The sequence below is a fragment of the Paenibacillus tundrae genome, from assembly GCF_030812775.1.
Taxonomy (GTDB): Bacteria; Bacillota; Bacilli; order Paenibacillales; family Paenibacillaceae; genus Paenibacillus; species Paenibacillus tundrae_A.
The window spans coordinates 110,526-136,300 of record NZ_JAUSTI010000001.1 but is presented as its reverse complement, the minus strand read 5'-3'; the positions used below and the strand labels follow the sequence as shown (position 1 = coordinate 136,300).

24 protein-coding genes and 2 tRNA genes are annotated in these 25,775 nt (G+C 45.6%); 1 reads left to right on the top strand and 25 read right to left on the bottom strand.

Translation table 11 applies throughout. The features are described 5' to 3' along the window. Positions 1 to 65 precede the first annotated feature (65 nt). The 5 genes from J2T19_RS00610 to J2T19_RS00590 all read right to left on the bottom strand — a co-directional run bounded on the left by J2T19_RS00610 (position 66) and on the right by J2T19_RS00590 (position 3,721). On the bottom strand, positions 66 to 191 hold the full coding sequence (locus J2T19_RS00610; protein ID WP_082560390.1) for a YjcZ family sporulation protein: 126 nt from the start codon (positions 189 to 191) through the stop codon (positions 66 to 68). 101 nt (positions 192 to 292) lie between these two features. After that, positions 293 to 793 carry a hypothetical protein gene (locus tag J2T19_RS00605; RefSeq protein WP_307211873.1) on the bottom strand — a complete coding sequence of 167 codons (501 nt, stop codon included), beginning with the start codon at positions 791 to 793 and terminating at the stop codon, positions 293 to 295. Positions 794 to 975: 182 nt separating this feature from the next. Further along, positions 976 to 2,529 carry a tetratricopeptide repeat protein gene (locus J2T19_RS00600; RefSeq protein WP_307211869.1) on the bottom strand — a complete coding sequence of 518 codons (1,554 nt, stop codon included), beginning with the start codon at positions 2,527 to 2,529 and terminating at the stop codon, positions 976 to 978. Between the two features lie 284 nt (positions 2,530 to 2,813). Then, positions 2,814 to 3,239, bottom strand: coding sequence for a hypothetical protein (locus J2T19_RS00595; protein WP_307211867.1), 426 nt, complete (start codon positions 3,237 to 3,239; stop codon positions 2,814 to 2,816). A 236-nt stretch (positions 3,240 to 3,475) separates the two neighbouring features. After that, positions 3,476 to 3,721 carry a hypothetical protein gene (locus J2T19_RS00590; RefSeq protein WP_307211864.1) on the bottom strand — a complete coding sequence of 82 codons (246 nt, stop codon included), beginning with the start codon at positions 3,719 to 3,721 and terminating at the stop codon, positions 3,476 to 3,478. 179 nt (positions 3,722 to 3,900) lie between these two features. Between J2T19_RS00590 and J2T19_RS00585 the strand changes: the two genes are divergently transcribed. Continuing rightward, the gene (locus tag J2T19_RS00585; protein WP_307211861.1) at positions 3,901 to 4,104 is read left to right on the top strand and encodes a hypothetical protein; all 204 of its coding nucleotides are present in this window, start codon (positions 3,901 to 3,903) and stop codon (positions 4,102 to 4,104) included. Positions 4,105 to 4,191: 87 nt separating this feature from the next. On the opposite strand, the gene J2T19_RS00580 is transcribed toward J2T19_RS00585, so the two are convergent. From J2T19_RS00580 to J2T19_RS00485, 20 genes are all read right to left on the bottom strand, one after another. Continuing rightward, positions 4,192 to 4,836 (bottom strand): hypothetical protein, encoded by a 645-nt coding sequence (locus J2T19_RS00580; protein WP_307211858.1) that lies wholly within the window; start codon positions 4,834 to 4,836, stop codon positions 4,192 to 4,194. 143 nt (positions 4,837 to 4,979) lie between these two features. Continuing rightward, positions 4,980 to 5,053 (bottom strand) — tRNA-Ile (locus J2T19_RS00575). Between the two features lie 56 nt (positions 5,054 to 5,109). After that, positions 5,110 to 5,183: transfer RNA gene (locus J2T19_RS00570), tRNA-Met, on the bottom strand. A 69-nt stretch (positions 5,184 to 5,252) separates the two neighbouring features. Further along, entirely contained in the window at positions 5,253 to 5,417 is a 165-nt protein-coding gene (locus J2T19_RS00565; protein ID WP_186380839.1) for a hypothetical protein, read from the bottom strand. 162 nt (positions 5,418 to 5,579) lie between these two features. Continuing rightward, on the bottom strand, positions 5,580 to 7,025 hold the full coding sequence (locus J2T19_RS00560; protein ID WP_307211848.1) for an ABC transporter substrate-binding protein: 1,446 nt from the start codon (positions 7,023 to 7,025) through the stop codon (positions 5,580 to 5,582). Positions 7,026 to 7,045: 20 nt separating this feature from the next. Further along, positions 7,046 to 7,909 carry an ABC transporter ATP-binding protein gene (locus J2T19_RS00555; protein ID WP_056696203.1) on the bottom strand — a complete coding sequence of 288 codons (864 nt, stop codon included), beginning with the start codon at positions 7,907 to 7,909 and terminating at the stop codon, positions 7,046 to 7,048. 2 nt (positions 7,910 to 7,911) lie between these two features. Beyond that, a complete protein-coding gene (locus tag J2T19_RS00550; protein WP_307211842.1) occupies positions 7,912 to 10,836 on the bottom strand; it encodes an ABC transporter permease in 2,925 nt (974 codons plus the stop codon). Continuing rightward, positions 10,836 to 11,951: an efflux RND transporter periplasmic adaptor subunit gene (locus J2T19_RS00545; protein ID WP_307211838.1), complete on the bottom strand. Its 1,116-nt coding sequence runs from the start codon at positions 11,949 to 11,951 to the stop codon at positions 10,836 to 10,838. The genes J2T19_RS00550 and J2T19_RS00545 overlap by 1 nt, the downstream gene beginning before the upstream one ends. Then, positions 11,914 to 12,846: an ABC transporter ATP-binding protein gene (locus J2T19_RS00540; protein WP_307211835.1), complete on the bottom strand. Its 933-nt coding sequence runs from the start codon at positions 12,844 to 12,846 to the stop codon at positions 11,914 to 11,916. Before J2T19_RS00540 ends, J2T19_RS00545 begins: the two co-directional genes overlap by 38 nt. Positions 12,847 to 13,134: 288 nt before the next feature. Then, positions 13,135 to 13,776: an orotate phosphoribosyltransferase gene (gene pyrE, locus J2T19_RS00535; RefSeq protein WP_307211832.1), complete on the bottom strand. Its 642-nt coding sequence runs from the start codon at positions 13,774 to 13,776 to the stop codon at positions 13,135 to 13,137. Then, entirely contained in the window at positions 13,773 to 14,513 is a 741-nt protein-coding gene (pyrF, locus tag J2T19_RS00530; RefSeq protein WP_307211829.1) for an orotidine-5'-phosphate decarboxylase, read from the bottom strand. Before pyrF ends, pyrE begins: the two co-directional genes overlap by 4 nt. A gap of 178 nt (positions 14,514 to 14,691) precedes the next feature. Further along, positions 14,692 to 17,910, bottom strand: coding sequence for a carbamoyl-phosphate synthase large subunit (carB, locus tag J2T19_RS00525; protein ID WP_307211826.1), 3,219 nt, complete (start codon positions 17,908 to 17,910; stop codon positions 14,692 to 14,694). A 1-nt stretch (position 17,911) separates the two neighbouring features. Beyond that, on the bottom strand, positions 17,912 to 19,051 hold the full coding sequence (gene carA, locus J2T19_RS00520; RefSeq protein WP_307211823.1) for a glutamine-hydrolyzing carbamoyl-phosphate synthase small subunit: 1,140 nt from the start codon (positions 19,049 to 19,051) through the stop codon (positions 17,912 to 17,914). Between the two features lie 357 nt (positions 19,052 to 19,408). Next, a complete protein-coding gene (gene pyrC / locus J2T19_RS00515) occupies positions 19,409 to 20,713 on the bottom strand; it encodes a dihydroorotase (protein ID WP_307211821.1) in 1,305 nt (434 codons plus the stop codon). Between the two features lie 304 nt (positions 20,714 to 21,017). Continuing rightward, complete coding sequence (locus tag J2T19_RS00510; protein WP_307213111.1) at positions 21,018 to 21,929, bottom strand: aspartate carbamoyltransferase catalytic subunit; 912 nt, start codon at positions 21,927 to 21,929, stop codon at positions 21,018 to 21,020. Further along, on the bottom strand, positions 21,929 to 22,492 hold the full coding sequence (gene pyrR / locus J2T19_RS00505) for a bifunctional pyr operon transcriptional regulator/uracil phosphoribosyltransferase PyrR (protein WP_145045564.1): 564 nt from the start codon (positions 22,490 to 22,492) through the stop codon (positions 21,929 to 21,931). Before pyrR ends, J2T19_RS00510 begins: the two co-directional genes overlap by 1 nt. A 612-nt stretch (positions 22,493 to 23,104) precedes the next feature. Next, complete coding sequence (locus tag J2T19_RS00500; protein ID WP_307211818.1) at positions 23,105 to 24,421, bottom strand: DUF6080 domain-containing protein; 1,317 nt, start codon at positions 24,419 to 24,421, stop codon at positions 23,105 to 23,107. 79 nt (positions 24,422 to 24,500) lie between these two features. After that, positions 24,501 to 24,821: a DMT family transporter gene (locus J2T19_RS00495; protein ID WP_307211815.1), complete on the bottom strand. Its 321-nt coding sequence runs from the start codon at positions 24,819 to 24,821 to the stop codon at positions 24,501 to 24,503. After that, on the bottom strand, positions 24,808 to 25,098 hold the full coding sequence (locus tag J2T19_RS00490) for an EamA family transporter (RefSeq protein ID WP_370874786.1): 291 nt from the start codon (positions 25,096 to 25,098) through the stop codon (positions 24,808 to 24,810). Before J2T19_RS00490 ends, J2T19_RS00495 begins: the two co-directional genes overlap by 14 nt. A gap of 26 nt (positions 25,099 to 25,124) precedes the next feature. After that, positions 25,125 to 25,757: an HAD family hydrolase gene (locus tag J2T19_RS00485; protein ID WP_145045571.1), complete on the bottom strand. Its 633-nt coding sequence runs from the start codon at positions 25,755 to 25,757 to the stop codon at positions 25,125 to 25,127. Between the last annotated feature and the right edge of the window lie 18 nt (positions 25,758 to 25,775).

The following is a 25,775-nucleotide window of genomic DNA, read 5'->3' as shown; positions in this document are numbered from 1 at the left end:
AAGGAAAAGCCCCACTGAGATCTCAGCAGAGCTTGGTGTAACCATCCACTTAGCTTAGTTATAAACTAACACCAGAAAGACTTCGTGATGATGACGAGCAGGATGAAAAGCACCAGAATTGCAGCAGTAGAAGTACACATTCCCTGTCCGATTCCTCCGACATTTCCACAACCGTATCCAACATGACTCATTTGATTGGCCTCCTTTGATTTAAAAGGTATGGGATAACATATGCCAATGCTGAGTAAATGACCGGGCTTCTCCCTAGATACAATGCCCAATCCTCAAGGGATCACTCTAGCCCCTCCACTTTTATCAAAAAACGTCCTTGCTTCGTTGTAGTGATCTCGTCAGCTCCTGCACGCTCAACTATAACGACTCGGGTTCGAATATCATTATGTGATACAAATACAACCTCACCATTGGAGGATATACAGTACGCAATTGGAATAGAGGTATCGCTGTCACGATACGAGCCATCCGCATGACTGGTACCCATCACCATACATTGATTGCGAATAGCGATTGTGCGAGCCTCCTCCAGCCATTCATTATACTGCTCCTCACTGAACATCCCTACCCCGATGGAATGTAAGAGTAGATCAATCCTCTCATCATCGTGCTGAAACCCTTGTAAAACGATCTCATCACACAATAGAGTACTGATTGCCACATCCTGTTGCGTGACAACTACGGCAGGTGTGTACTTCGCTTTCTCCATCACGACCTGTCCGTGCTGGTTGATCATAATGGATCGATCCTTGGGACGCTCATCTAATCTGCGGTCAATCATCGTTCCCTATGTAGCCGCAAGCCTTCAAGCCTCTTCTACATTCTGGTTTAAATACCCTTCAGGATACAACAACATATCCGCATTCGCGTGTTCCCTAAGCTCTTTTTCTAATTGTATTAATCCGGACTCAAGGTTGGGTTGTCCAATAATAATCCTCATTCTCCATCGACAGAACGTAATCATCAGCCTTCTAAACTTTCAAGCAACGAACCAGCCTCTTCATGTTGTGGCTCCAATGCCAGCACTTTACGTGCATACGCTAGAGCTTCTTCTTCCATCTCAAGCTCATAACAGCAAACCGCCAGATCATACAATACATCCGTATTGAACTTGTCCTTGTCTGCCTTCATTGATCGTTCTAGAAAATACTTTGCATCCTCGTACATATACATCGCATTGAACAATTGCCCTGTTATAAAAGCCAATTCCCCTTGCTTATCCATCACATAGTATGAAGACCACATGGAATGCATTCCGTGCTGCATATCCATCATTTCTTCATCGCTTGCATCTGGCAGCAGATCAGAAATACGTTCCGCACATAGAATTAGAAACTCTGCATCATAACCACCTAGACGCCAGAAAGGCAGAATTTGTTTGAGCTCCATTCGAGTTACCTGTCGATCGAACCATTCTTTCAAACTAAAGAAGTCATCCGGTCCAAAACGTTCAACCTCTCGCAGGTAAGCCAGACGGGTATTCACATAACTCATAGGTTCTGCGACCATCAGGATACAGCCGACATTGATATCCTTATAATGATGTGCTGTAAAACAAGCCAGGCCTCCTTGCTGCTCCAACGTATACCGAATCGCATGATAGTTCGCCGTCAAGGAGAAACTGCCGTGAAGAACGAATTCAGGCGGCTCAGCGAATTTCCAGTAATCTAGTCGGTGATCACCTTTATCTGCTGTAATAAGCATATACCCAGCCGTAGATAAAGTCCCCAGTCGTTCAAGACAGGACAGTCCAGCTTCTGGAAACAGAATATGTGAATCCTCTAGCTCGTCCTCGTACAATGAAATAACATCGCGATAAGGGGACGATTCCGCACTATACTGAGGTGCAAGCCGGTAAGCATAACTGATTTCCATCGCCTTTAATTTCTCTGACGGTGCAAGATCGACATGTTCCTCGGCACTAGAGAGTATGAGATCACATTCATAAATCTGTCCTTCACCTACATATAACAATTCCTGCGGAATGCTATCAAAAAAATAATTTGCGATAATAAGCAAGGGCTGCTGCAGATCTCCCGGCTGAATTGTTTCGCCTGCAACTACTAGATCCAGCGCAGTATCCTTCATTGCATCAAACTGAGCAAAATCCAACACGCCCTGCTGGATATAAGGCTCCATGGACGAATGATTTCTCCACCCCACTACATTCTCCATCACTAAATCTGTCATCACGTAACGAAAAGCAGGCAGCTCCGTTGCTGCATAATTCCGCAATTCAATCAATTTCGTAAGTATCTGAAACGCTAGACGACCTACTCCAGCGCCTAGTTCCAGAATCGTAACCGTCTCCGATGTCTTACCCTTCGCTGCCAAGTCTTGCAGAAAGCCAAATATCATTTCGGCATACGCCGCTGCAATCATCGGGTTACTCGTGATATATTGTGGAACTTGATTTTCCGCCCACGCATCAAGCCCACGCTGTTCATAGTAAGCACGTTGCCATTCCCACACTGGTGCTTCACTGAAACGGAACCGTTGTCCTTCGTTATGCATCATTAATTATAAACCGCCTTTTATCCATAATTCTTAACGTTCCAAGACTTCACACAGTCTAAGACAATCAAGCAATCCAATCATGTAAACGTTACACACTGTTATGCATTATATCATAACCAGAAATGCCCCATGTTAAGGTCTCTCTTAAATAAACCGAATAGGACTCTTATGCAGAAGCATCAGCTACCTAATAAAAAAACCTGCCTCTATCAAGGCAGGATCAATCATTAACACACCGTATTCATACCCGTAAACGTATGTCGGTTGGTTCTACATTAGTCTGTTTAGTCTGAATACAATACCCCGTCAAAGTTCTCAGGGCCTACACGAATCGTACCTAACAAGTTGGAGCTTACAAATGCAGTATACGTCAACTGTGGGGTGATCGGTGGGTTATAATCGTCCGCAGAGAAGGTGATAACTTGAGGAGCTAATACACTTAAGCTAAATGTCGATGTCGCGGAGTAAATAACTGGATCTGTAGGTTGAGTTCCTCTAACGATTGTAATTGTTATACCCACAAGTGCCAGCGGAAGCTGTACAGACACCGTACCCTTCATTTGTACCCGTGGATTAGCACCGATACCTGCAGTAGTTACCAGTCCAATCTGACCAAATAGCTGAGGTGTATTCACAACCAAAATCGGAACGGCAATGGAGTTCGCTAAACTTGCATTCTGCGAAGTTCTCGCATCAATAAATTGACTCATTAAAATCTACCTCCTATTACTGGAATACGATAATATATGCAAGATTTATAATATGGCATGGACACTGTTACTAGTTTGCATAAATAAAAAAGATCATCGGGCTTTTTACCCAACGACCTTCAATATTGTGTCTTATCCTTTTGAAGTAGCCACACCGAAGCAGATTAAGCTATTCATCCCAACCCCGGCAGCAAACTCGCTTCTTTTACAGGCGCTCCTGTCGTGATGTATCTTTGTTACTTGGGTGTATAAATCTTCTCTTGTTCTTCGTTTCTATCACCTGTATGACGGTCATTCCGATCCAGTTTATCCTGCAGAACTTGGATATCTTTACGAAGATTAGAGATTTCTTTTTGTACACTACCCGAGCTCTTCCTAACTCTTGAAATAATTAGATAGACTATAAATACAATAACTGCGACAAACAATACTAAAAGTAATAATCCTGGCAAACCTACTGCACTTGCACCACCGCTGTTCAAGTATTTAACCCCACCTTATGCTAAATTATAACAATTATATCATATATCACAATAATTATAGTTATTAGTCTCTACCATCCAGGCCCTTTCAAAAGGTAATGACTTTATAATTGGAACTATTTCAAATAATTCCCGTATATAAAATATACATCACTACCGAGGGGGTGACCGTAATATTAATGATTATATTGGGTGTGATCGTCATTGTACTCTCCCTATACGACTATAAAAACCCTAACTCCAAAATATCACAGTTTTTCAGTCGTATTTCACGTACAGAAAGCAACGTACATAACTCCCAAACAAGTGGAATCATAGGCATAAGCTCAGGTGTTATCTTCATCATGATCGGTGTGATCGCCATTTTATTGCCTTTACTATAAGAAGAGTCCATTTCACTTGTTCCACGCTGGACACTGGTCAGATATGCCAGTGTTCTTTTGGTGTGTAGCCTCTATACATGAACAAGTTTAGTTAAAAAAATGATTAATCCTTGATTGACCCGCATCGCCAGAGAGTTCCTCTAAAAGTTGAATCCACATTTTATCGTGAATCATATCGCTCCAATCAACATCACTGACACCAATTGCTGTGGCTTCAGGCACATATTCTTTGACTATTCCCGACCACTGGTTGTTCAGTTCTCGTATTTCGGCTATCTTCTGACTTTGCACCGCATCTAGTGAAATGGTCGTTTCGCTTAGGTTGCAGTCTCCCAGGAGATCATTGCCAATAACAGATCGTGCCAGAAAAAAGGTTATATCCTGAGCAACATTTCCTAGCACAGGATTGATATCCGCATTGTTCACTTTATTTAGATGTAATGCTGCGTCCAGTAGATGATTATATTTTGTACTCACAGTTGTGAAATTGGCACATAGGTTGGTTGCATGTTCTGGTAAGAGGTTCTCCCCTTCACTTAAATTATATTGCTGGAGTATCTCATCATTAGCCAAAATCACTGTAACCATTGCCGATAAAGATTCACTTAGCTGTGTAGATATAAATTGTTCATATCTTTGATTCTCCTGAACAGTTTTATACAAAAGAAGCATACAGATTAGTAAGAACATCGAAGCAACCGCTATCAATATAGTACAGCGCTTATTGCTCATTCTCCAACCTCACCTCTCACATCAATTATTATAAGCAACTTCAGCATATTTGGGAGGGATATTATCCCACCTTACACTCACCCTAATTGAATCACAACTGAAAAAGAAAAAAACCTTGCTATACAAGCAAGGTTTCAAAAGTATGGGCCCTACAGGACTCGAACCTGTGACCAATCGGTTATGAGCCGACCGCTCTAACCAACTGAGCTAAGGGCCCTCGACAAAATGTATAACGTTCAGATGATGGCTGTAAATCATCTAGTAAAAATTAAATTGCGGGGGCAGGATTTGAACCTGCGGCCTTCGGGTTATGAGCCCGACGAGCTACCGGGCTGCTCCACCCCGCGTCAGTTAAAATGTAAAACAGCGACTTAATTAATATACATCATATCTATCCAATAAGTCAAGGGGTAATGTTAGGGAATAAATCGTACACCATATCGACCTTTACGGGAACGGTATACCTCCACTTCAGCGGGTTCATTGTGACCATAGATCCATCCATCCTGCTCTAAACGTTTGGCAAGGCAGCCTGCCTGAAATTTGGTTGCGTATAACTTACTGAAGTATATCCAATGCATGCTGCTCGTCCTTTCTTCGCTGTAATGTATCCTGCACCTCTTCTTGTAGGATACCCCAATTCAAGTAAAAATAGCCGCCGAAGAAATTATTCTTCAGCGGCTTATTAAGGAAGGCATGCTCATGAAGATAGCTTACACATTCTTCAGAACAAGTGACGAGCTTTAGAATGTTGCTTTTGGATCTTTCTTCAGCTTCTCAAGCATTTCATTACCCTTAGCTGCCCACTCACCAAGCGCTTCTTTTGGTGTTTTCTTGTTATCAAGAACCTGATTGAAGTACTCCATTCCTTTGTCACTTACCTGCCAGAGATTAGGCATCTTTTGATACAGTTTATCCAAGTTGGTATTCGTTGGTGGAACAGGCTTCAACGTATAGAACGCTTGAATGTTATAGTCTAAGCCGTCTTTTGGTTTAATGAAGCTTTTCCGGGATACCATCTCGTAGCTGCTACGTGCTTTGATTTTGGCCCAGTCCTCACTGTTCATGTACTTGATTAACTCCCAAGCATCATCTGGATTTTGAGCCGAACTATTGATGGACATCAAACTACTCAAATAGATATTGCCTCCAATTTCAGGAGCCTCCGGATGAACTGGTGGTGTTACTACGTCCCAATCTACCTTGGTGAAGCCTTCCATTTTATCTGCATTTTTATTCGCATCAATGAGTTGATTAATATAGCTATAGTCCCCAATAACCATCGCTGCTTTGCTGCTGAGGAACAGATCGCCCTGAAGCGGATTATATCTTCCGTTTGGATCCTGATCCTGCGGTTCATCGCCTTTAGGAATGATTTTGTCGATAGCCAGCTTGCTAACAGTACTCCATACTTTTTCCCATTGTGGTGAGTCAACAGTCATTTTTTCTGCTTTATCATCAAATATTTTTAACTGAAGGGAGTTATAGTACTGCTGCATGGAATAGTATGGTGATCCCCCTTGATACGTACTAAAGGAGAAGCCAAACACATGGTCTTTGCCCTCACCTTTGGTCATACGAGTCGCTAAGTTGAGGATATCATCCCAAGTCATGTTGTCTGTTGGCGGCTCTACGCCTGCCTTCTGGAACATTCCTTTGTTAAAGAATAGAGCAGAAGAAGAGAATGTTGGCGTCAATGCGTAGATACTTTGGTCTCCCAGGTCCTTAATACCTTCTAGTACACTTGGTACAATATCCGTGGTATCGAATTTGTCTTCTTGCATCAACGGATCCAACTGCTTCAGCATGTTTTCCTGAATCAAGGACTTAACGGTAGCTGTATCCGCAACAATAACATCAACTGGATTATCACCAGTCATAATTTTCTTCAGGCTCTCAACCGTATCAGGAATCTCTTGATTTTCCCCCTGCGTTCCAAAACCATAACTGCTCTGTTCGACAGCAGGAACGACTTCAACCGTGATATTCGGATGTGTCAATTCAAACGCATCTGTAAACTGTTGACGGAAGTAACTGTCATCTTGACCGCCCCATAGTGTTGCTACGCGTAAAACACGCTGTTCCGTGTCCTTAGCCTCACTTGCCGTACAGCCTGCTAACAATGGCAAAGCTAAACTCGCAGTCGCCAAGACAGCGAGCACCCGTTTTCCCCACAACCTGTTCTTCATCTCCCAATTCCCCCTATTCATTATCTTGGCGGTGTAATCACAATACGTTCACCGTCAAATTCCAGTGTAGCCCGATTATCGATGGATAAGGCCTCCAGATACTCCTTAGGTACCTGCAGACGTCCTGCCCGGTCAATAATGACAAATGCTTCATGTATATCCTGAGCACCCATCTGTGATAAGCCTTGATCATCATCCAAGTTCGGGTTACGTTTCACAAACTCCGTACTCGTTAGTCCATCACGGATCGCAACGATACGATCCACCTTACCCGCAAGGGTTAAGTCATGCGTTACAATGACAATCGTGACGCCTAGTTCTTTGTTCATTTTGCGGAAAATCCCCATAATGGTGTCACAAGTCTCGGAATCCACTGATCCCGTAGGTTCATCGGCAAGCAGCAGCTTTGGCCGGTTTGATAGAGATATCGCGATAGCAACCCGCTGCTGCTCTCCACCTGACAACTGATGAAGCTTGTTGTGCATCCGATCCTTGAGTCCTACCCACTCTAATAATTGCATGGCATAGGCACGATCACGCTTACCACCAAGAATCATAGGTGTTTCCACGTTTTCGAGTGCCGTGAGATAAGGCAGTAGGTTTCGACCATTGTTTTGCCAGATGAAACCTACCGTATGACGTTTGTACTCAACGAGTTGCGCATCTGTCATCTTGAGCAGATCCCAATCGCCTACAACGGCTGTGCCTGCTGTTGGACGATCCAGTCCACCCAGAATATTGAGCAACGTTGATTTCCCGCTACCACTATTACCGATGATCGCCATCATCTCACCTTGGTTGACCGTCAAATTGAGACCTTGAAGGGCAACGACTTCCACATCGCTGGATTTAAAAATTTTTACAAGTCCTTCGCACTGGATCACGGTTACCTCTCCTCTCCCATTTTGACCGCCTGGTGTACCCGTAGTCTACGAATCTGCCACAGCAGCATCGTAGCCCCAATAATGAGCATAACGACGGTCACGCCATACAGTTGCAACATATCCTTCTCTTCAAACACAATTCGGAATGGTGGCACCTGTGCAGATACATTATCTGTCGTTTGTAGAAATGGTAAGAATAGACGACTCGATACTTGACCAATTCCAATGCCGAGAAGGATCGACAAGCCCGCAGTAAACACCTGCTCCAGTAACAACATCCCACTTAATTGAGCACGAGATAAACCCATGGCGCGCAGAACGCCGAACTGTACGACACGTCCTGAGAGATTGAAGAACCAGTACAGAATATAACCAATCAAAGATATAATGACCGATACAAGGAAGCCCAGACTCAATATACCGAATACGCCGCCCCGTGATGGATGTTTCCCCTGCGTTACTAGTTCGGTACGCACGTCACGGACAGATGATAGCTCGATACCTTCTGCCGTAAGTTTTTCCATCAGTGGTGCAACTTTGGCATCCGGCTTCATCTTCAGCCAGACTTCATAAGGAATAAGTGGTACTTGATCATAGATATAATCCAGATTCGCAATAAAGAACGGTGTCTGATCTGGATACTGTGCAGGCCAGTATGGAAGGATGCCGAATATAACAAATTCAATCGCTTGACCTTGCACACCAATGGAGACTAAATCCCCGGTTTTGAGCTTATACTTATCAGCAAATTTGGAGGAAACCAGTACAGCTCCTTCATATTTACCGAGCAAATCAAGATACTTATAAGGATGTGCTGGGAAAAGATCGTTACGGAACCAGCCTACTTGGGCAAAATCCACATTATCAATCCCTACGAGCATCCCCTGTCCACCTGATTTTCCAGACACGATGATGTTCCCCTTGGTCTGCATCACCCTTGCTGCATGCTCTACTCCGTCTAAACTGCGGAACACTTCAAAGGGTGGCTCAGAATAGATCACTTTGGTCGGTTGTGAACCTCCCCCAGGAGCACCTCCACCCCCACCAGCGCCACCGCCTCCACCTGGCGCACCTCCACCAGCAGAGCCTCCGCCACTGTTGCCGCCTCCTTGCTGCCCTCCACCTGAACCGCCACTTTGGCCGGAACCTTGTGGAGTCACTTCAGGAGAACCTTCCCATACCGTCTGCATGATGACATCTGTTCCGTATCGGTATAGTGTACGTTCAGTAGAGTTCAGGTCAATGGTTCTGGCTGCGGCAGAATTATATACGCCAAGTCCCAAGGTCAGAACGAGCAATATCATCAACGGATAATAGGAAGACGATGAGCGCGAGAGTTGCGTCAGCGTCAGATATAGTGGAACCGGTAAAAATTTCTTACCCATCCACTGAATCAGCTTCAAGATCCACGGGAATATCCGTAGGAAGAACAGACCCAGCGCAAAAATGGCAAGTGCAGGCACAAAGAACAAAAACGGTTGCACTTGCAGTTGATCTGTGGTCATGCCCGTCTGGAAGGTCAACATCTGTCGTTCATAAAACAGATAATATCCATATCCGGCAAGCCCAAGCAGAACAACATCAAGGAACCAGCGCTGCCAGACTGGGGCACGATCCGTCCGCGCCTGCCTTCTCTTCGCTGACACAATCGTAGCGCGCGCATACGTAATCGCAGGAATTAGAGACGCAATGATTGCCACAAGGACGGCCACAAGTCCTAAGAGAATCGCTTCCTTCGAAACACCAATCGGGATTGACTTCCGATCTACGAAGGAGAGGAAACCACTTGCCGAACCAATACTCTTCGCCATAAACCAGCCCAGCAATGGACCTACAATTAAGGCAATAGCACCAAGGAATATTCCCTCTAACAGATATAAAGAGAAAATCTGTTTGGCTGAAGCACCACGACTGCGAAGAACAGCAATGTCACTTTCCTGCTTCTGGAGCGATTGTCTTGCATTCATTGCAATAAAGTAAAAGACCATTGCAATCATGGGTGCAGCAAGAGTGAACAGCATCGTCTGCAACTGTAGGCTCTGACTGCGGAACTGCTTCAGCAAATCACCAAAGGTGATATCTACCTTTGTATCCTTTAACCGTTGATACAGATCAATATCAAGTCTCTCCAGCACAGAAGAAAGCCCCGAGATCTGGCTGGTCTGAATGTCTTTCAGATCAAATGCATAATACCATCGTGAGTTCTGAAGCGGAATTCCTTTTTCCTTGAGTAGCACCTCATTAAATACGGATTCATCGATGTAAAGTCCATTCATCATGCTATCGAATCCCTGCACCCAATATGGGCTGCTTGTATCATCCGCTGTGAAGGCACCCGTAATCTTCACGCGGAGCGTGATGTCCAAGCCACTGTACACGGGATATTCAAGAATATCCCCAATGTGCAGATCGTTTCGATACATGCCTTCTTCCAGCATTACCGCTTCAATGATTCCATCCTTCACCTGGTTACCAGGCTTAAGTCCTGTCGAATAGCTGACCTGTGAATCCAAGCCAGACATCGTTCCCAGACTCATGCTACGGACCCGGCTTGCATCTACCTTCGTTGGATCCTCTGGATTAACCTCCGTACTGCGGATAAAACGAGAGTTCACATAGGTATGGAAGGGAAAACCAATATCACGCGGCACATCCTCACGGATATACCGATCCACTTCTTCCAAACCCAGTGTATCTGTCTTCACTCCACCAGGAGCCTGGTAACTCATCAGCAATGAACCTGCTGGCAAACCTTCGCTATTGTCCTGTAAGGTTTGGGCTACAACTCGCTTCAGCGCACCGTCGGCATACATCGGAATACTGACGGTGAACGCAACCGCCACGATTAATCCAATCAATGTGCTGAAAGTCATCCAGCGAGTGTTCCACATTTTGCGGAACAGCAGCCGAAGCAATGGCAGCCCCATTAGCGACCCACTACTTTCTGTCCAACGGTAAGGCCTTTCAGAATCTCTACATCTGTAGACGTCTGCTGGCCAACCTCAACATCCACTTCTCGTTTGCTGCCATCGTTCTCTACAACCTGGACATAGGTTCTTGATCCAATGGAACGAAGAGCCGACACTGGAATAACAACTGCGTCCTTGGTACGCTGCGTTACAATGGATACCGTAAGCGGTGTACCGCGTTCAACGCCCTTAGGCATTTTCGCCAAGGAAACGATCACATATTGATCAAGTGATTCTTTTGCCGGAGGTGTATTGGCGTCTCCTGAACTTCCCCCACTACCACTTCCGCTGTCTGAAGATTGCGCAGTTGGCATAACTTTAATAACTCCAGAGACCTTGCCTGCGCCATTAATATCAACGTCTGCTTTCATGCCTACAGAGAATTTCTCAAGATCTTCTTTGGCAAACGTAGCTGCAACGACGAGATTCGAAGTATCAGCAATCGTGGCAATCGGATCATACGCCTTGACAGCAGCACCCTTTTCCACCTGAACGGCAATGACTGTTCCCCCGAATGGAGCTGTTAGAGTCGCTTTCCCCAACTGCTCCTCCAGATCAGCCAATTCCTGACGTAGCTCTTCAAAAGCAATGGTCGCTTCTTCGAATTCCACAGGATCCATCTCATCCCGCTTACGCAGCGTTTCCTTCATCTGCACCTCAGCTTTGCGAATCTGAAGGTTCTTCGCCCGAATTTCCTTCTCCACGCTCTCCACATCAAGCACAGCAAGGAGCTGACCCTTTTTGACTTTATCCCCTAGTTTCACATTCAGCTCTTTCACGTGCATACCGTCCAGCGTAAAATACACCTTTTCTTCCCTCTGACTCATCATTTTACCGCTACCGCTTACTTTCTTCTCCAGTGTCTCGGTCCGGACTTCATATTCCGGCTTTTTGGAGATCGTTGGCGGCGTAATTGGCGGAAGTACTTCCTCCTCTGTCTCTGCCGGTAACAAAGAACATCCCGACATCGTTGCAACAACTATCGCACTCAGCACGATAAGCGCTGCACGTTTCCCCTTCTTCGTAGCGGCAGCTTTACTTGATAAATCTGCCGTCCGCCATTTCATAAACATGGTCCGCAACCTCCAGAATTGTAGGATCGTGTGTAGTCATACATATCGTTACTTGTTCTACTTCAATAATATTGCGAAATACAGCCATAACCTGTGCACCCATCTTGGAATCCAGTTCGGCTGTCGGCTCATCCGCAAGCAACAATCTCGGCCGATGTGCAATCGCTTTAGCAATCGCGACCCGCTGCTGCTCCCCCCCGGACATCTCAAATGGTCTGTGCTTCACCCGTTTGGTCAGACCAACTAGATCCAAACAATGACCTACTCGTTCTTTCCATTCCGAGCGAGGCACATCTGCCATTCTTAGCGACAGCTCTACATTTTCCCAAGCAGATAATAACGGCATAAGAGCATACGCCTGAAAAATAAATCCGATTTCCTTACGCCGTAACGCTGTACGCCGCCTGTCACCCCAATCCTGCAGAGGCTGGCCAGAGAATAGGATATCACCGCTAGAAGGCTGATCTAGCCCACCAAGCATATTAAGAAGTGTTGTTTTACCAGAGCCTGAGCGACCCTTCAACATGACAAGCTGCTGTGGGTTAACTTCCATGTCAATGCCTTTGAGCACATGTATAATTCGGCTGCCTGTCTGAAAACTACGATGCACATTACGCACTTCCAGCACAGGCCCATCATATGGAGGCAATAGATCCCGCTTCTTCACAGGTTTGGCCTTCTTGTCTTGAGCAGCAACTGCCAGTTCGTCGGAGCTAGATTCGTTCGGTTCAGTGAGCGTCTCATCTGAGAGGTTCTCGTCCACCGGAATCTTTGCTTCGCTTATGTACGTTTGATCCTGCTGCTGGGCAGACTCCGGCTGCTCTGCTCCCTCAATATCATGCTTATCCCCTGGCTGACTTTTGGCAGATTTAATTTTGGAAAATAACTTCTTCATGCAGCAATCACACTCATCCTCTCTTTACATTCCGCTCATTTCATGAAGACTCTAAAACTAGAAATCTATTCCATACTACACTGCATTATAAACGACGAATCACAACTAAAAGTTACAAGCTTTTTACAACGTTCCGGAGAAAAAGTTAATATTCTGTAGAGAACAACAAAAAAGCACCCCAAAGTGCGGGATGCTTTATACTAAACGATGGAATTTGCCTGTATATCAACAATCATTACAATTTTGATACCGTTTATGCAAGGTCTGCATATTTGTGCCTATATGATATTATTTACCAAATGAAGAAGGATCTTCACGCCATGATTTAAGCAGGGCGAAGTCGCTTTCCTGAATCGTTCCTTGATCCAAAGCCACATCCATCAATGCTGTATAATTGGACAGAGTTTGCAGTTTAATTCCTGCTTCCTCAAAGGCTTTGAACCCTTTGTCCAACTGGTAGCTGAAAATAGCGAGCACGGCGAGCGGTGTTGCGCCAGCGGATTGTACAGCTTGTGCAGCTTTAATGGAGCTTCCGCCCGTTGAGATCAGATCTTCAATGACCACGACCTTCTGTCCTTCCTGGATCAAACCTTCAATCAGGTTTTCTTTACCGTGCCCTTTGGCCTTATCACGAATGTAGGCCATTGGCAGGTTCAGCTTCTGGGCTACCCATGCCGCATGAGGAATACCTGCTGTAGCTGTTCCGGCAATCACTTCTGCTTCCGGATATTGTTCACGAATGATCGTTGCAAAAGCTTCAGCGATATCCTCCCGGATCTCAGGATAGGACATGGTCAGACGGTTATCACAATAAATCGGTGATTTGATGCCAGACGTCCAAGTAAAAGGTTGCTGCGGACGCAGTGCTACCGCTTTGATTTTCAACAATTGGGAAGCAATATGATTCGGAATCTCGTTAAGTGTAATCATATGTTTAACATCTCCTTCAAAATAGTCTCTGCCGCTTCACGCGGATTCGGAGCACCTGTAATTGGTCTGCCTACGACGATATAATGACTACCTCTAGCAATCGCTTCTCCAGGAGTCAACACACGTGTCTGATCCCCGAGACCGCTTCCTGCTGGGCGAATACCCGGAGTGACGGTGTGAAACTCACTTCCACACGCCGCTCGAATGGCTGGTACTTCCAAAGGAGAAGCTACAACACCATCCAACCCTGATTCATGAGCGAGACTGGCATAACGGACAACTGTCGCTTCTACTGAACCGTCAATGCCGATTTCCGTGTTCATCGTTTCTTGGCTTGTACTGGTAAGCTGCGTAACCGCAATGATCTCTGGTCTAGTTAGTGAAGCATCAGCCAACAATGCAGCTTCTGCACCTTCACGAGCTGCTCGCATCATAGCCGTTCCCCCGGCAGCGTGAACATTGAACATATCCACTCCTAGACGAGTGATGCTCTCCGCACCTCCACGCACAGTATTTGGAATGTCGTGCATTTTGACATCAAGGAATACGGAGTATCCTTTGGACTTCAACTCTCGAATGAAGTCTGGTCCTGCTGCGTAGAACAACTGCATACCAACTTTGAGGTAACAGGGTATTCCCTCAAGCGCCTGTACAAGTTCCTTAGCTTGCTCTGCTTCAGGATAGTCCAAAGCAACCATTAAACGTCCTGCCATTTGGTTGAAATCAGGATGGTTCATTTCGCAGCAACTCCTCTGCCTGTAAGGCTTATTTTTATTGTTTTTGCCCGATATAAAGGACATCCCGCCAACCCGGAGGTTGACTGATGTCCTTCATTAATTGTTGTCTTTTTAGAGGTTGTTCAAAAAGTCCGCTTCTTCTCGGTACTGAAAACCATCCTTTTTGAACACGCACTTTTTAGTTTACAAAGGCTGGCATAGCCTCAGAGGAGAAGTTGATTGTTTCCAGCATTTTCAGCAGGGCACTAATCGTATCCAATGAAGTCATACACACGACACCGTTCTCTACCGCTTCACGGCGGATTCTGAATCCGTCACGCTGCGGTGTTTTACCTTTGGTCAATGTGTTGAACACAAAGTTCGCTTCACCACTGCGGATCATATCCAAAATGTTCGGTGAACCTTCGCTTAATTTGTTTACTTTCGTTACCGGAATGTTGGCTGCTTCGAGAGCTGCTGCTGTTCCGCCTGTAGCCATAATTTTGTAACCCAATCTGTAGAAGCCTTCGAGCAAAGGTACTGCTTCATCTTTGTCTTTGTCTGCTACAGTAACTACAATAGCTCCAGTAGCCGGAATTTTCATGCCTGCTCCGATGAGACCTTTGAACAGTGCTTTGGCATAATTCGGGTCACGACCCATTACTTCACCTGTAGATTTCATCTCAGGACCAAGCGTTGGTTCCACACGACGCAGCTTCGCGAAGGAGAACACAGGAACTTTAACCGATACATGATCCGTTTCAGGCCAGAGACCATCCACATAACCCAGGTCTTTCAGTTTCACACCGAGAATAGCTTGTGTTGCCAGGTTAGCCATCGGAATGTTCGTTACTTTGCTCAAGAACGGTACGGTACGGGATGAACGTGGATTCACCTCAATGACATACACTTGGCCATCATGGATGACAAACTGGATGTTAACCAGACCAATCGTTTTCAATTCTTTTGCAATTTTGATAGTAATTTCTACAATCTTCTCTTTCAGATCCTGGGACAGGTGTTGTGGCGGATACACCGCGATGGAGTCACCAGAGTGTACCCCTGCGCGTTCGATATGCTCCATGATTCCTGGAACGAGTACCGTTTCACCATCACAGATCGCGTCTACCTCTACCTCTTTACCCAGCATATAACGGTCAATTAGTACCGGATGCTCTGGGTTAATCTTAACCGCTTGCTCCATATATGTCAGCAATTCAGCATCGGAGTATACAATCTCCATTGCTCGACCACCAAGTACGTACGAAGGACGAACGAGGACTGGATATCCCAGACCTTGAGCTGTTTCTACTGCATCATCTACTGAAGTGACTGTTTTACCTTTCGGCTGTGCAATCTCTAAACGGGAGAGCAGGTGCTCGAATTTCTTACGGTCTTCCGCTTCGTCGATGCTTTCAAGATCCGTACCAAGGATAGTTACACCTGCATTACGCAGTGGTGCTGCGAGATTGATTGCCGTTTGGCCACCAAACTGTACGATAACGCCCACCGGCTGTTCTTGTTCGATTACGTTCATGACATCCTCGAAGAACAGTGGCTCGAAGTACAGACGATCTGATGTATTAAAGTCCGTAGATACCGTCTCCGGGTTGTTGTTGATAATAACTGCTTCGTAGCCTGCTTTTTGAAGAGCCCACACCGCATGTACGGTGGAATAGTCAAACTCAATCCCTTGACCAATCCGGATTGGACCGGAACCAAGTACAACTACTTTTTTCTTGTCCGAAGGAAGGACTTCATTCTCTGTTTCGTAAGTCGAGTAATAGTAAGGCGTTGTTGCTTCGAACTCGGCCGCACATGTATCTACCATTTTGTATACAGGACGAAGGTTTTCTTCTTCACGGCGCGCTCTAACCTCTGCTTCTGTTGTCAAAGTGCCACCAGGTTGACCTTGAGCACGCAATTCAGCAATCGCACGATCCGTAAATCCAAGGCGTTTCGCTTGGTATAACGTTTCGGGTGATAGTTCGGACTCTTCACGAATAGTATCCTCGAATTTAATTAGACCTTCAATTTTGTCCAAGAACCACCAGTCAATCTTCGTCAGATCTTGAAGTTGTTGCAGAGTATATCCTCTGCGGAACGCCTCAGCAATCAAGAACATACGCTCATCGTCCGCTTTGATCAGACGCTCGTTTAGCGTTGCTTCATCAAGCGTTTCTGCCTCTTTCAGATAGAGACGGTGTACGCCGATTTCCAGGGAGCGAACAGCTTTATGAATGGATTCTTCAAACGTCCGTCCAATCGCCATAACTTCGCCCGTTGCTTTCATCTGCGTACCAAGCTTCCGGTTAGCTGATGTAAACTTATCGAACGGCCAACGAGGAATCTTGCTCACGATGTAATCGAGTGTAGGCTCAAAACAAGCGTAAGTTTGACCTGTTACCGGGTTTACGATTTCATCCAATGTGTATCCCATAGCAATTTTGGCAGCCATTTTGGCAATTGGATAACCTGTTGCTTTGGAAGCAAGCGCGGATGAACGGCTTACCCGTGGGTTAACTTCGATAACATAGTATTGGAAGCTGTGTGGATCCAGTGCGAATTGTACGTTACATCCACCTTCGATGTTAAGGGCACGGATGATTTTCAAGGAAGCCGAACGCAGCATTTGGTATTCACGATCAGATAGCGTTTGACTTGGTGCCACTACGATACTGTCGCCTGTATGAACGCCAACGGGGTCAAAGTTTTCCATGTTGCAGACTACGATACAGTTATCGTTTTTGTCTCGCATAACTTCATACTCGACTTCTTTCATGCCAGCAATACTTTTCTCAACCAAACATTGCCCAATTGGACTGTAACGAAGACCTGCTGCTACTGTTTCGCGCAATTCTTCTTCGTTCGCACAGATTCCGCCGCCTGTTCCACCCAGTGTATAGGCAGGACGAACGATGATCGGATAGCCAATCTCATTTGCAAAATCCAGTGATTCTTCCAGTGTTGTTACGATTACACTCTCAGGTACAGGCTGCTCCAGTTCACGCATTAGGTCACGGAACAAGTCCCGGTCTTCTGCTTTTTCGATCGAGGTTAGCTGTGTACCCAGCAATTTCACATTCTCACGTTCCAGTACACCTGCACGCGCAAGTTCTACCGCCATGTTCAAACCAGTTTGGCCACCCAGTGTTGGCAACAATCCATCTGGACGCTCTTGACGGATGATTTGAGTTACGAAATCCAATGTGATTGGTTCGATATATACTTTGTCAGCCATATTTGTATCGGTCATGATCGTTGCAGGGTTGCTGTTGATGAGGACAACTTCCACGCCTTCTTCTTTTAACGCCTGGCAAGCTTGCGTACCGGCATAGTCGAACTCGGCCGCTTGACCGATGACGATTGGTCCGGAACCAATCACCAGGATTTTTTTGAGGTCTTTGTTAATCGGCATGTTATTGTGCTCCTTTCACTGCAGCTGCCAATACGGCTTGACGTGGCTGTGGTGGGTTAGTGATTTTGTGCTCACGAATCATCTCGATGAAACGATCAAACAGATAACTGTTATCGTAAGGTCCTGGCGCTGCTTCCGGGTGATACTGTACGGAAAACGCTGGGAATGTTTTATGTTTCAGACCTTCAATGGTCTTATCGTTATTATTGATATGTGTTACTTCCAGATCTGTGTTCTTCACAGAATCCTCATTCACCGTGTAACCATGGTTCTGAGAAGTGATGAAGCAACGTCCACTTTCAAGTTCTTTCACCGGATGGTTTCCGCCGCGGTGTCCGAATTTCAGTTTCTCTGTATCTGCTCCTGCTGCAAGCGCGAAGAGTTGGTGACCAAGGCAGATGCCGAAGATCGGATATTCGCCGAGTAACTCACTGATCATTTTAACCGCGTGAGGCACATCTTTTGGATCCCCAGGGCCGTTGGACAACTGGATACCGTCTGGGTTCAGGCGACGAATCTCGTCTGCAGTTACATCATGAGGCACAACAACTACGTCACAGTTACGTTTGCTAAGTTCACGCAAAATCCCTGTTTTTGCACCGTAATCTACCAACACAATGCGTTCAGCCGTTCCTGGGCTACTGTACACATGAGGAGTCGACGTCAGTGGAACTTGGTTACGCAGCTCAGCGATTGTTGTATCGCCCATCATCTCCAGCAGTTCTTCCACAGGCTTCGATCCTGTTGTGAGAATTCCCTTCATTGTGCCGTGGTGGCGAATCCGGCGAGTCAACATGCGTGTATCAATCTCACTGATACCTACAATGCCGTATTCTTTGAGTAGATTGTCTACGCTGTACTCTGCACGCCAGTTACTTGGCGTTGGCTCATGACGACGTACCACAAAGCCGTGTACAAATGGACGAATCGACTCAAAGTCATCACGTGTAATTCCGTAGTTACCGATTAACGGATACGTCATGGTTACGATTTGACCGCAATAAGAAGGATCCGAAAGCACCTCTTGGTAGCCTGTAATTCCCGTATTAAAAACGACCTCACCCGTTGTTTCACCTTCAGCTCCGAACGCCTTACCAGTGAACAGTGTGCCGTCTTCCAACAATAATCTCGCCTGTGCCATCCCATCTCACTCCTCTGTGTTTATCAACGTTGAATGTCATTTAGGTTGAACTTAGCTTAAGTTTGAGCGGCTCCACGGACAGAAAGCCCTGCGATCGCTGTTATCCCCGGATTACTTTTTGTCCATTTTCAAATGATGTAATCCGGAGATAAAGGCGAACGCTTTGCTTCTTCGGGTCTTTCTGTCCACTTCGTCAGCTAATGTACAGCTCAAAGTTCAAAAGACTGCATTCAACGTGCTTGTTTCTTATATTGGACTCTCGGCATAAGCTGCCTCGAGTTAGTTAGTTGTAAAGATGTTACTCGTTAACATTTGTAGAATAAGTATTAATCTGTATCAGTTCAGTCATTTACTAATTTACTGTTGTACCGTGTTATCCCATACGCTTTTGCCATCTACCCACGTTTGCACAGGCCAGCCTTTTAGCTTCCATCCTGTAAATGGTGTATTTCTACCTTTAGTGGCAAATGTAGATGGATCAACTGCTTTTTCTTGATTCAGATCAATCATCGTGATATCGGCTGGAGCGCCCTCTTCAAGCTTACCTGTATCCAGTCGGAATACTCGTGCTGGATCAGCAGTCATTCGTTTAACCAGGAAGTCGAGTGTCCAGATTCCTGTCTCTACAAACTTCGTGTAGAGAAGTGGGAAGGCTGTTTCGAAACCGACAATTCCGAATGGTGCAAGTTCCATTCCTTTTGCTTTCTCTTCTTCGCTATGCGGTGCATGATCCGTTACGATCATATCCAGCGTTCCGTCCTGCAAGCCTTCAATGCAAGCCTGCACATCGCGTGGTGAGCGTAACGGCGGGTTCATTTTCCAGTTAGAATCCATACCCGGAATATCTTCATCAGATAAGAGCAGATGGTGCGGACATACCTCAGCAGTTACCTTGATTCCAATGGACTTCGCCAAGCGGATCAAGCGAACCGATTGTTCTGTGCTGACATGGCATACATGGTAGTGAACTCCCGTTGCTTCGGCTAGCAGGATGTCCCGCCCAACATGAATCGCTTCAGATTCATTCGGGATACCTTTGATACCGTGACGTTTGGAGAATTCCCCTTCGGTCACATAGCGACCCACAACCAGTGAATCGTCTTCACAGTGGGCAATAACCGGCATATCCATACTTGCTGCAAGAGTCATCGCGTCCTTCATCATTTGAGCATTTTGTACGCCTACTCCGTCATCCGTGAATCCAATTGCACCCGCTTCTTTCAGTGCGGCAAAGTCGGTAAGTTCACGACCAAGTTCATTTTTAGTGATCGCGGCATACGGGAGTACTTTAACCAGATCAGCTTCCTTCGCTTTATCCAGTACCAGCTTCACGATATCCGGATTGTCAGTTACAGGTCTAGTATTTGGCATACATGCAATCGTAGTAAAACCGCCTTGTGCCGCTGACCGTGCGCCTGTTTCGATCGTCTCTTTGTGTTCGAATCCCGGTTCGCGCAGATGCACATGCATGTCAATCAGCCCTGGGATAACCAGTTTGCCTGAAGCATCCGTTATACTCTCAGCTGACTTTTCCGCAAGTTGTACGGCCTCGTCTTCCACTCCAGCGATGGCTTGAATCTTTCCTTCATCTATAATGATGCTTTTCCGTTCAAGTTCCCCTTTTTGATTCAAGACTTTTGCATTTTTAATAATCTGTACCATGATTGCCCTCCGCTTCGGTTCTGTCCGACTTCCTAGAAGCCGGATGATTTGGTTTATCGTTTACTCTCTTATTGTCTATAAGTGAGGTTCAAAAAGTACGCTTATCAGTACCGAGAAGATGGGATGAAGCTAGAAATGGAGTAGCGGAGCGTAGATCAAGCTACGTGAGCAACGGACATTTCGGCTGAATTCCATATTCGATGCTGCGATGCCGGTAGGCATCCTTCGTAATCAAAAGCGGACTTTTTGAACTACCTTTATAAGAACTCTCATCCGTAAGCCTATGCCCTTGAGCCCAACGTTGCTACAGCTTCATCGCACGTTCCATAACCGCCATGCGGATCGGAACTCCGTTCGCCATTTGCGGGAAAATCCGCGATGCCGTACTTTCGACAACCGTGTCGTCAATTTCGACGTTACGGTTTACAGGTGCTGGATGCATAATGATGGTACTTGGTTTAAGGCTTGCCGCCCGTTCTTCCGTCAATCCGTAGTGTTCGCGATAATCCTCTGCTGAGGTAATAATTCCTTGCTTGTGACGTTCGAGTTGAACCCGAAGCATCATGACTACATCCGCATCCAAAGCATCTGACAGCTCTACATAAGGAGCGTGCTCTGCAAGTTCAGGTGCCTGCATCGTTTCTGGAGCACAGAAACGTACATCTGCACCAAACTTCTGCAACGCCCACAGGTTGGATCGAGCGACCCGGCTATGCTTAATGTCTCCGATGATGGAAACACGCAGACCTTTTAGCTCACCGAACGCTTTGCGCATCGTGTACAGATCCAACAAAGCCTGTGTTGGGTGCTCGTTATTGCCGTCTCCCGCGTTCACCAGCGGCACATTCACTTTTTGCGCCAACTGCTGCAGAACTCCTGAAGGCTTCAAGCGAATAACCCCTGCATCAATGCCCATAGATTCAAGGGTACGCACCGTATCGTAGATGGACTCACCTTTCTCTACACTGGACGCCGCCGCAGTAAAGTTCAGCACTTGAGCACCTAATCGTTTCTCTGCCATTTCGAAGGAGAACCGAGTGCGTGTGCTGTTCTCGAAGAACATGTTAGCGACAAATCGTGATTCTAGAACAGGGACAAGTTTCTCTTGCTGCGCTTCCCAGTGAGCCGCTCTGTTTAGGATTGATTCAATCTCTCCACGACTTAGTTCTTTAAGTCCTAGCAGGCTGCGATCTTTCAATGCTGGTTGTGTAATCATCATGCTTGCTCCCCCCGGTTCTGAATGATTTTGACTTCGTCCTGTCCATCCGTCTCCATAAGTGCAACCTCGATCTCCTCTGATTTGGAAGTCGGCACATTTTTGCCAATAAAATCAGGGCGAATCGGAAGCTCGCGGTGACCGCGATCCGCAAGAACGGCCAGTTGAATGTTTTGCGGTCTTCCGCAATCCATCAGAGCATCCATTGCTGCGCGAATCGTTCTGCCGGTATACAGCACATCATCGAACAAAATCACTTTTTTGTTATGAATGGAAAGTGATTCAGGTGTCATAATCAAAAGTTCCTTCCGTGTCTCGCCAGCTACATCAAGGCGATCATCACGATAAGGGGTTACATCCAGTTCTCCCCAGGGGATTGGCGTACCTTCGATCTCTTCGATCTTGGCTGCAATTCGTTCGGCAAGATACACACCCCGCGTTCGAATACCAATAAGTACGCATCCGTCAATACCTTTGTTTTTCTCCAATATCTCATGGGCAATCCTTGTTAAAGCGCGGCGGATCGCCGTTTCATCCATAATGACATGTGTTTCTGTGCTCATGCGCTCAGCCTCCTCAGGATTCCTTTCAGATCATGGCCCCGTGACGAGGAGAACAAAAAAGACTCCTTGCCGTGTTTAATGGCAAGGAGTCTCCAAACTTCAGTCTACGCTGAAGAAGTTTACTCTCGGGGATGCATCGTTTCATTTGCCGCAGCAAATAAACGATGTATCGTTCACGTTACCTTGCCAGTCTCACGGGACTGATTTAAAGGTGCTATTCATGACGTCCATCTGGCAGTACCTCACAGGGTGCTGTTATCCATCAAGTCGTTTTATCTTCATGAATTATGACAGAAAGACAACCCCCTGTCAACACCTCACCATAACAGGCGAAATTCCTCTGCTGTGATTCTCTTAGAATCAGCATTAGGGCTGAAAAACATCCATGCACACTACATTTCATTCGTTATTCATAATTATACAATAAATCTGTATATTTATCCATAGGTAATTATTCAAGGCTGTATACCAAAATAACCCTTTTCCCACATTGATAATGCGGAAAAGGGTTATAAAAGGTTTCGTGAATATATTTAATGGAATAGTACGATAAGATATTTTTTCATGAATAGGCACATCATTATTTGTTATCACGATAGAATAGCCGACGGATTAATTCCAACTCTGCGACTCAACAACAGCCTTCTTCCCTAATTGCTCGTAGGACTGTTTAATGGTCGTGAGTGTCTCCATATGACGATATATATTATTGCCTGCTGTTATGAGTATACTTACGATCAATAAACCAACCAGAACTTGTTTTCCCATTCCCTGACGTAAACCAATAACGAATCCTCCGCCTAATAAGAAGAAAGCAAACAAATAATGCCCAGCATACAGGTACATGTCGTATTGGAATACGGCGAGTCCAAAGCCAACGACAATATGAAGCAAAAACGCAAATATAATATAAGGAAGCAGTGTCCAGACTTCACGTTCCCGAATACCTTTGATTGCTCCGGTTAGAGCAAGAAGCAAGATGAACACTCCTGTAATTTGCACATATATTGGATTGGATCGTGTGAGATCTGTGACAAACGCAACCATGCTCGGGTCAAGCAAAATAACTTTTGGCGTTAAGATCGGATTAACGGTTAATAAATTCAGTGCTTTCCAGTGAACGGCGAACTGAAAAGGTGTTGCATAACTCGTTCCTCCGTTTTGAATACCCATCAGCCAATTGGTTACCCAGCTTCGTCCACCGAGGGAAACATATTGAATAACGGTAAATATTACAATTAAGGCACCTGCCAATAACATAATCCCGATAAATTTTGTCCATCCAGCCTTACTTCTCCACGTCCGCATATTACCAAACAATGCAGCAGCAAATGGAACAATATTGGTTGATGTTAACCCAAAATTCACAGTGGCCAGAACAGCATGAGGTACAACACGAACTTCATTCTGTTCGCGAGCATATTGCAGATATATCACGGATAACAAGATTACAAATTGCACATACGGGTAGGAATCAGGAATCAGAGCCGTGAACATCAGATACGAGCTGAAGCCAAATAAAAGCGCAAAAAGTAACGGTATCGTGATCGTTCTGTCCTTCTTACTTAGAAAAACAAATACCAATACAACAGAAGCAGCGTTTATAAAGGATTGCAGGACGAGAAAAAATCCATTGCCACCTAACAACTGTGCTCCAGCGCCCAGAGCAAGAGCCATGAACGAAATTAGCGGATGAATAATGGATGAGCTATTGGTTCCGTAATACATCGATGGATCGAAATTGAATAAGTTAAGCGGAAAAAGATGTGTACTGAATGGCGAGTAGACTGCCAAGCGATCTGCATTTTCCGAAATATAACTTACGTATGCCAGATTCATGACACCATAAAAAAGGGCAAAACCAACGAACAAGTAAAGTGCTGCCCAATTTGTTTTGCGATTATAAAATATGTATTCTGAAAATTTCATGCACTCACATCCAATTTCTTTGATTACAAACCTGTTATGAACTTTAGACCAAGCTGTAGGTAGAATAGCCTCGCCCAGACTACAGTACGAGAAAACATAACCCGCCCATGATGCAAATGACACCTAACCAGCGCAGTGTGCCGACATTTTCCTTAAATGCAAATCGAGCGATAAACAGCGTCCACACATAGGTGAGAGCATTGGCAGGTAATACCACCGTCAGTGGTAGAAACTTCAATAAAAAAATATTCAGCAGTGCTCCTGTACCATAAAAGCCGAGTCCCATCAATACATGTATTCGTCTGCGGCTGGTTGCGTAGGCTTTCAATCCTGCTCCCCCCATCGCCCCGCATAACGTCATCACAATGAGTACAACAATCATCCAGCTATCGATCAACACTAGTCAATGTCACCCCAATTCCGAGCAATACAACGGCTGCGAGCTTTTGGACTGTAATATCCTCACCGAGTAGGAAATATCCATAGATCAGAGCAAAAATGTAACTGGCACACATCAAGGGATAAGCAACTGACAACTTTTCCAACGCGAAGGCTTTGATCATCAAAATGGCTCCCAATCCGTAACATACGAAGCCGGCACCCAAGAAAAACCAGTCCGTCAGCCCCCATTTCCAGAACAGTTGACCTGTCGCTGTAAGAAAAGCAGAGATAAGCATTAGCAGCTTTCCCGTATGGCGACTTCTTATTTCCCCCACGATAGCGCCTCCGTCTCCGGCACATGTCTGTTGATGAAATACCGCTGTGCCACAAGCTGCATCACCGGCATATCAGACAAGGAATCTGAGTAAGCGCAGGACTGATCGTAGTCAATGACCATGCCCTTCTGATCGAGATATGCTTGTATACGTCGCACCTTCTCCTCACCTTTGCAATTTAAGCCTTCAACGGTACAGGTATATCCTTGATCATGGCGTACAAGTTCTGTTCCAATGACGTGGTCGACCCAAGGGAAGTTCTCAAAATATTTCATGTACGCATGTGGAGATGCTGTAACGAGCAAAACATGATATCCCGCCTCCTTGCGATGTTGCATCTCCACACTGGCTTCAGCAAAGATGGCTTTCCGCAATCTGGAGTCAAAAAAATGACTTAGATCTTCTTCCGTCATGCGTTCAATCCCTTTAAAATACGAGCGTTTGACTCGTTCAACACTCATAAGTCCTGCCTTAAACATCAGTGTGTGTAGAGCAATCACAGGTAATCTCCACGATTGTCCTGGATAACGTCGAACACCATAATGCACGAATTGAAACATGGAATCGGTACGTATAATCGTTTTATCAATATCAAATATCGCAATTTTTGTACTTCTCACTTTGATCCCCCTTACGCT

Bases quoted from the DNA above. Each gene is read 5' to 3' on its own strand.
- J2T19_RS00610 (WP_082560390.1), bottom strand. From the start codon at position 191: ATGAGTCATGTTGGATACGGTTGTGGAAATGTCGGAGGAATCGGACAG.
- J2T19_RS00605 (WP_307211873.1), bottom strand. From the start codon at position 793: ATGATTGACCGCAGATTAGATGAGCGTCCCAAGGATCGATCCATTATG.
- J2T19_RS00600 (WP_307211869.1), bottom strand. From the start codon at position 2,529: ATGATGCATAACGAAGGACAACGGTTCCGTTTCAGTGAAGCACCAGTG.
- J2T19_RS00595 (WP_307211867.1), bottom strand. From the start codon at position 3,239: ATGAGTCAATTTATTGATGCGAGAACTTCGCAGAATGCAAGTTTAGCG.
- J2T19_RS00585 (WP_307211861.1), top strand. From the start codon at position 3,901: ATGATTATATTGGGTGTGATCGTCATTGTACTCTCCCTATACGACTAT.
- J2T19_RS00580 (WP_307211858.1), bottom strand. From the start codon at position 4,836: ATGAGCAATAAGCGCTGTACTATATTGATAGCGGTTGCTTCGATGTTC.
- J2T19_RS00565 (WP_186380839.1), bottom strand. From the start codon at position 5,417: ATGCATTGGATATACTTCAGTAAGTTATACGCAACCAAATTTCAGGCA.
- J2T19_RS00560 (WP_307211848.1), bottom strand. From the start codon at position 7,025: ATGAAGAACAGGTTGTGGGGAAAACGGGTGCTCGCTGTCTTGGCGACT.
- J2T19_RS00550 (WP_307211842.1), bottom strand. From the start codon at position 10,836: ATGGGGCTGCCATTGCTTCGGCTGCTGTTCCGCAAAATGTGGAACACT.
- J2T19_RS00545 (WP_307211838.1), bottom strand. From the start codon at position 11,951: ATGTTTATGAAATGGCGGACGGCAGATTTATCAAGTAAAGCTGCCGCT.
- J2T19_RS00540 (WP_307211835.1), bottom strand. From the start codon at position 12,846: ATGAAGAAGTTATTTTCCAAAATTAAATCTGCCAAAAGTCAGCCAGGG.
- pyrE (WP_307211832.1), bottom strand. From the start codon at position 13,776: ATGATTACACTTAACGAGATTCCGAATCATATTGCTTCCCAATTGTTG.
- pyrF (WP_307211829.1), bottom strand. From the start codon at position 14,513: ATGAACCATCCTGATTTCAACCAAATGGCAGGACGTTTAATGGTTGCT.
- carB (WP_307211826.1), bottom strand. From the start codon at position 17,910: ATGCCGATTAACAAAGACCTCAAAAAAATCCTGGTGATTGGTTCCGGA.
- carA (WP_307211823.1), bottom strand. From the start codon at position 19,051: ATGGCACAGGCGAGATTATTGTTGGAAGACGGCACACTGTTCACTGGT.
- pyrC (WP_307211821.1), bottom strand. From the start codon at position 20,713: ATGGTACAGATTATTAAAAATGCAAAAGTCTTGAATCAAAAAGGGGAA.
- J2T19_RS00510 (WP_307213111.1), bottom strand. From the start codon at position 21,929: ATGATTACACAACCAGCATTGAAAGATCGCAGCCTGCTAGGACTTAAA.
- pyrR (WP_145045564.1), bottom strand. From the start codon at position 22,492: ATGAGCACAGAAACACATGTCATTATGGATGAAACGGCGATCCGCCGC.
- J2T19_RS00500 (WP_307211818.1), bottom strand. From the start codon at position 24,421: ATGAAATTTTCAGAATACATATTTTATAATCGCAAAACAAATTGGGCA.
- J2T19_RS00490 (WP_370874786.1), bottom strand. From the start codon at position 25,098: ATGCTTATCTCTGCTTTTCTTACAGCGACAGGTCAACTGTTCTGGAAA.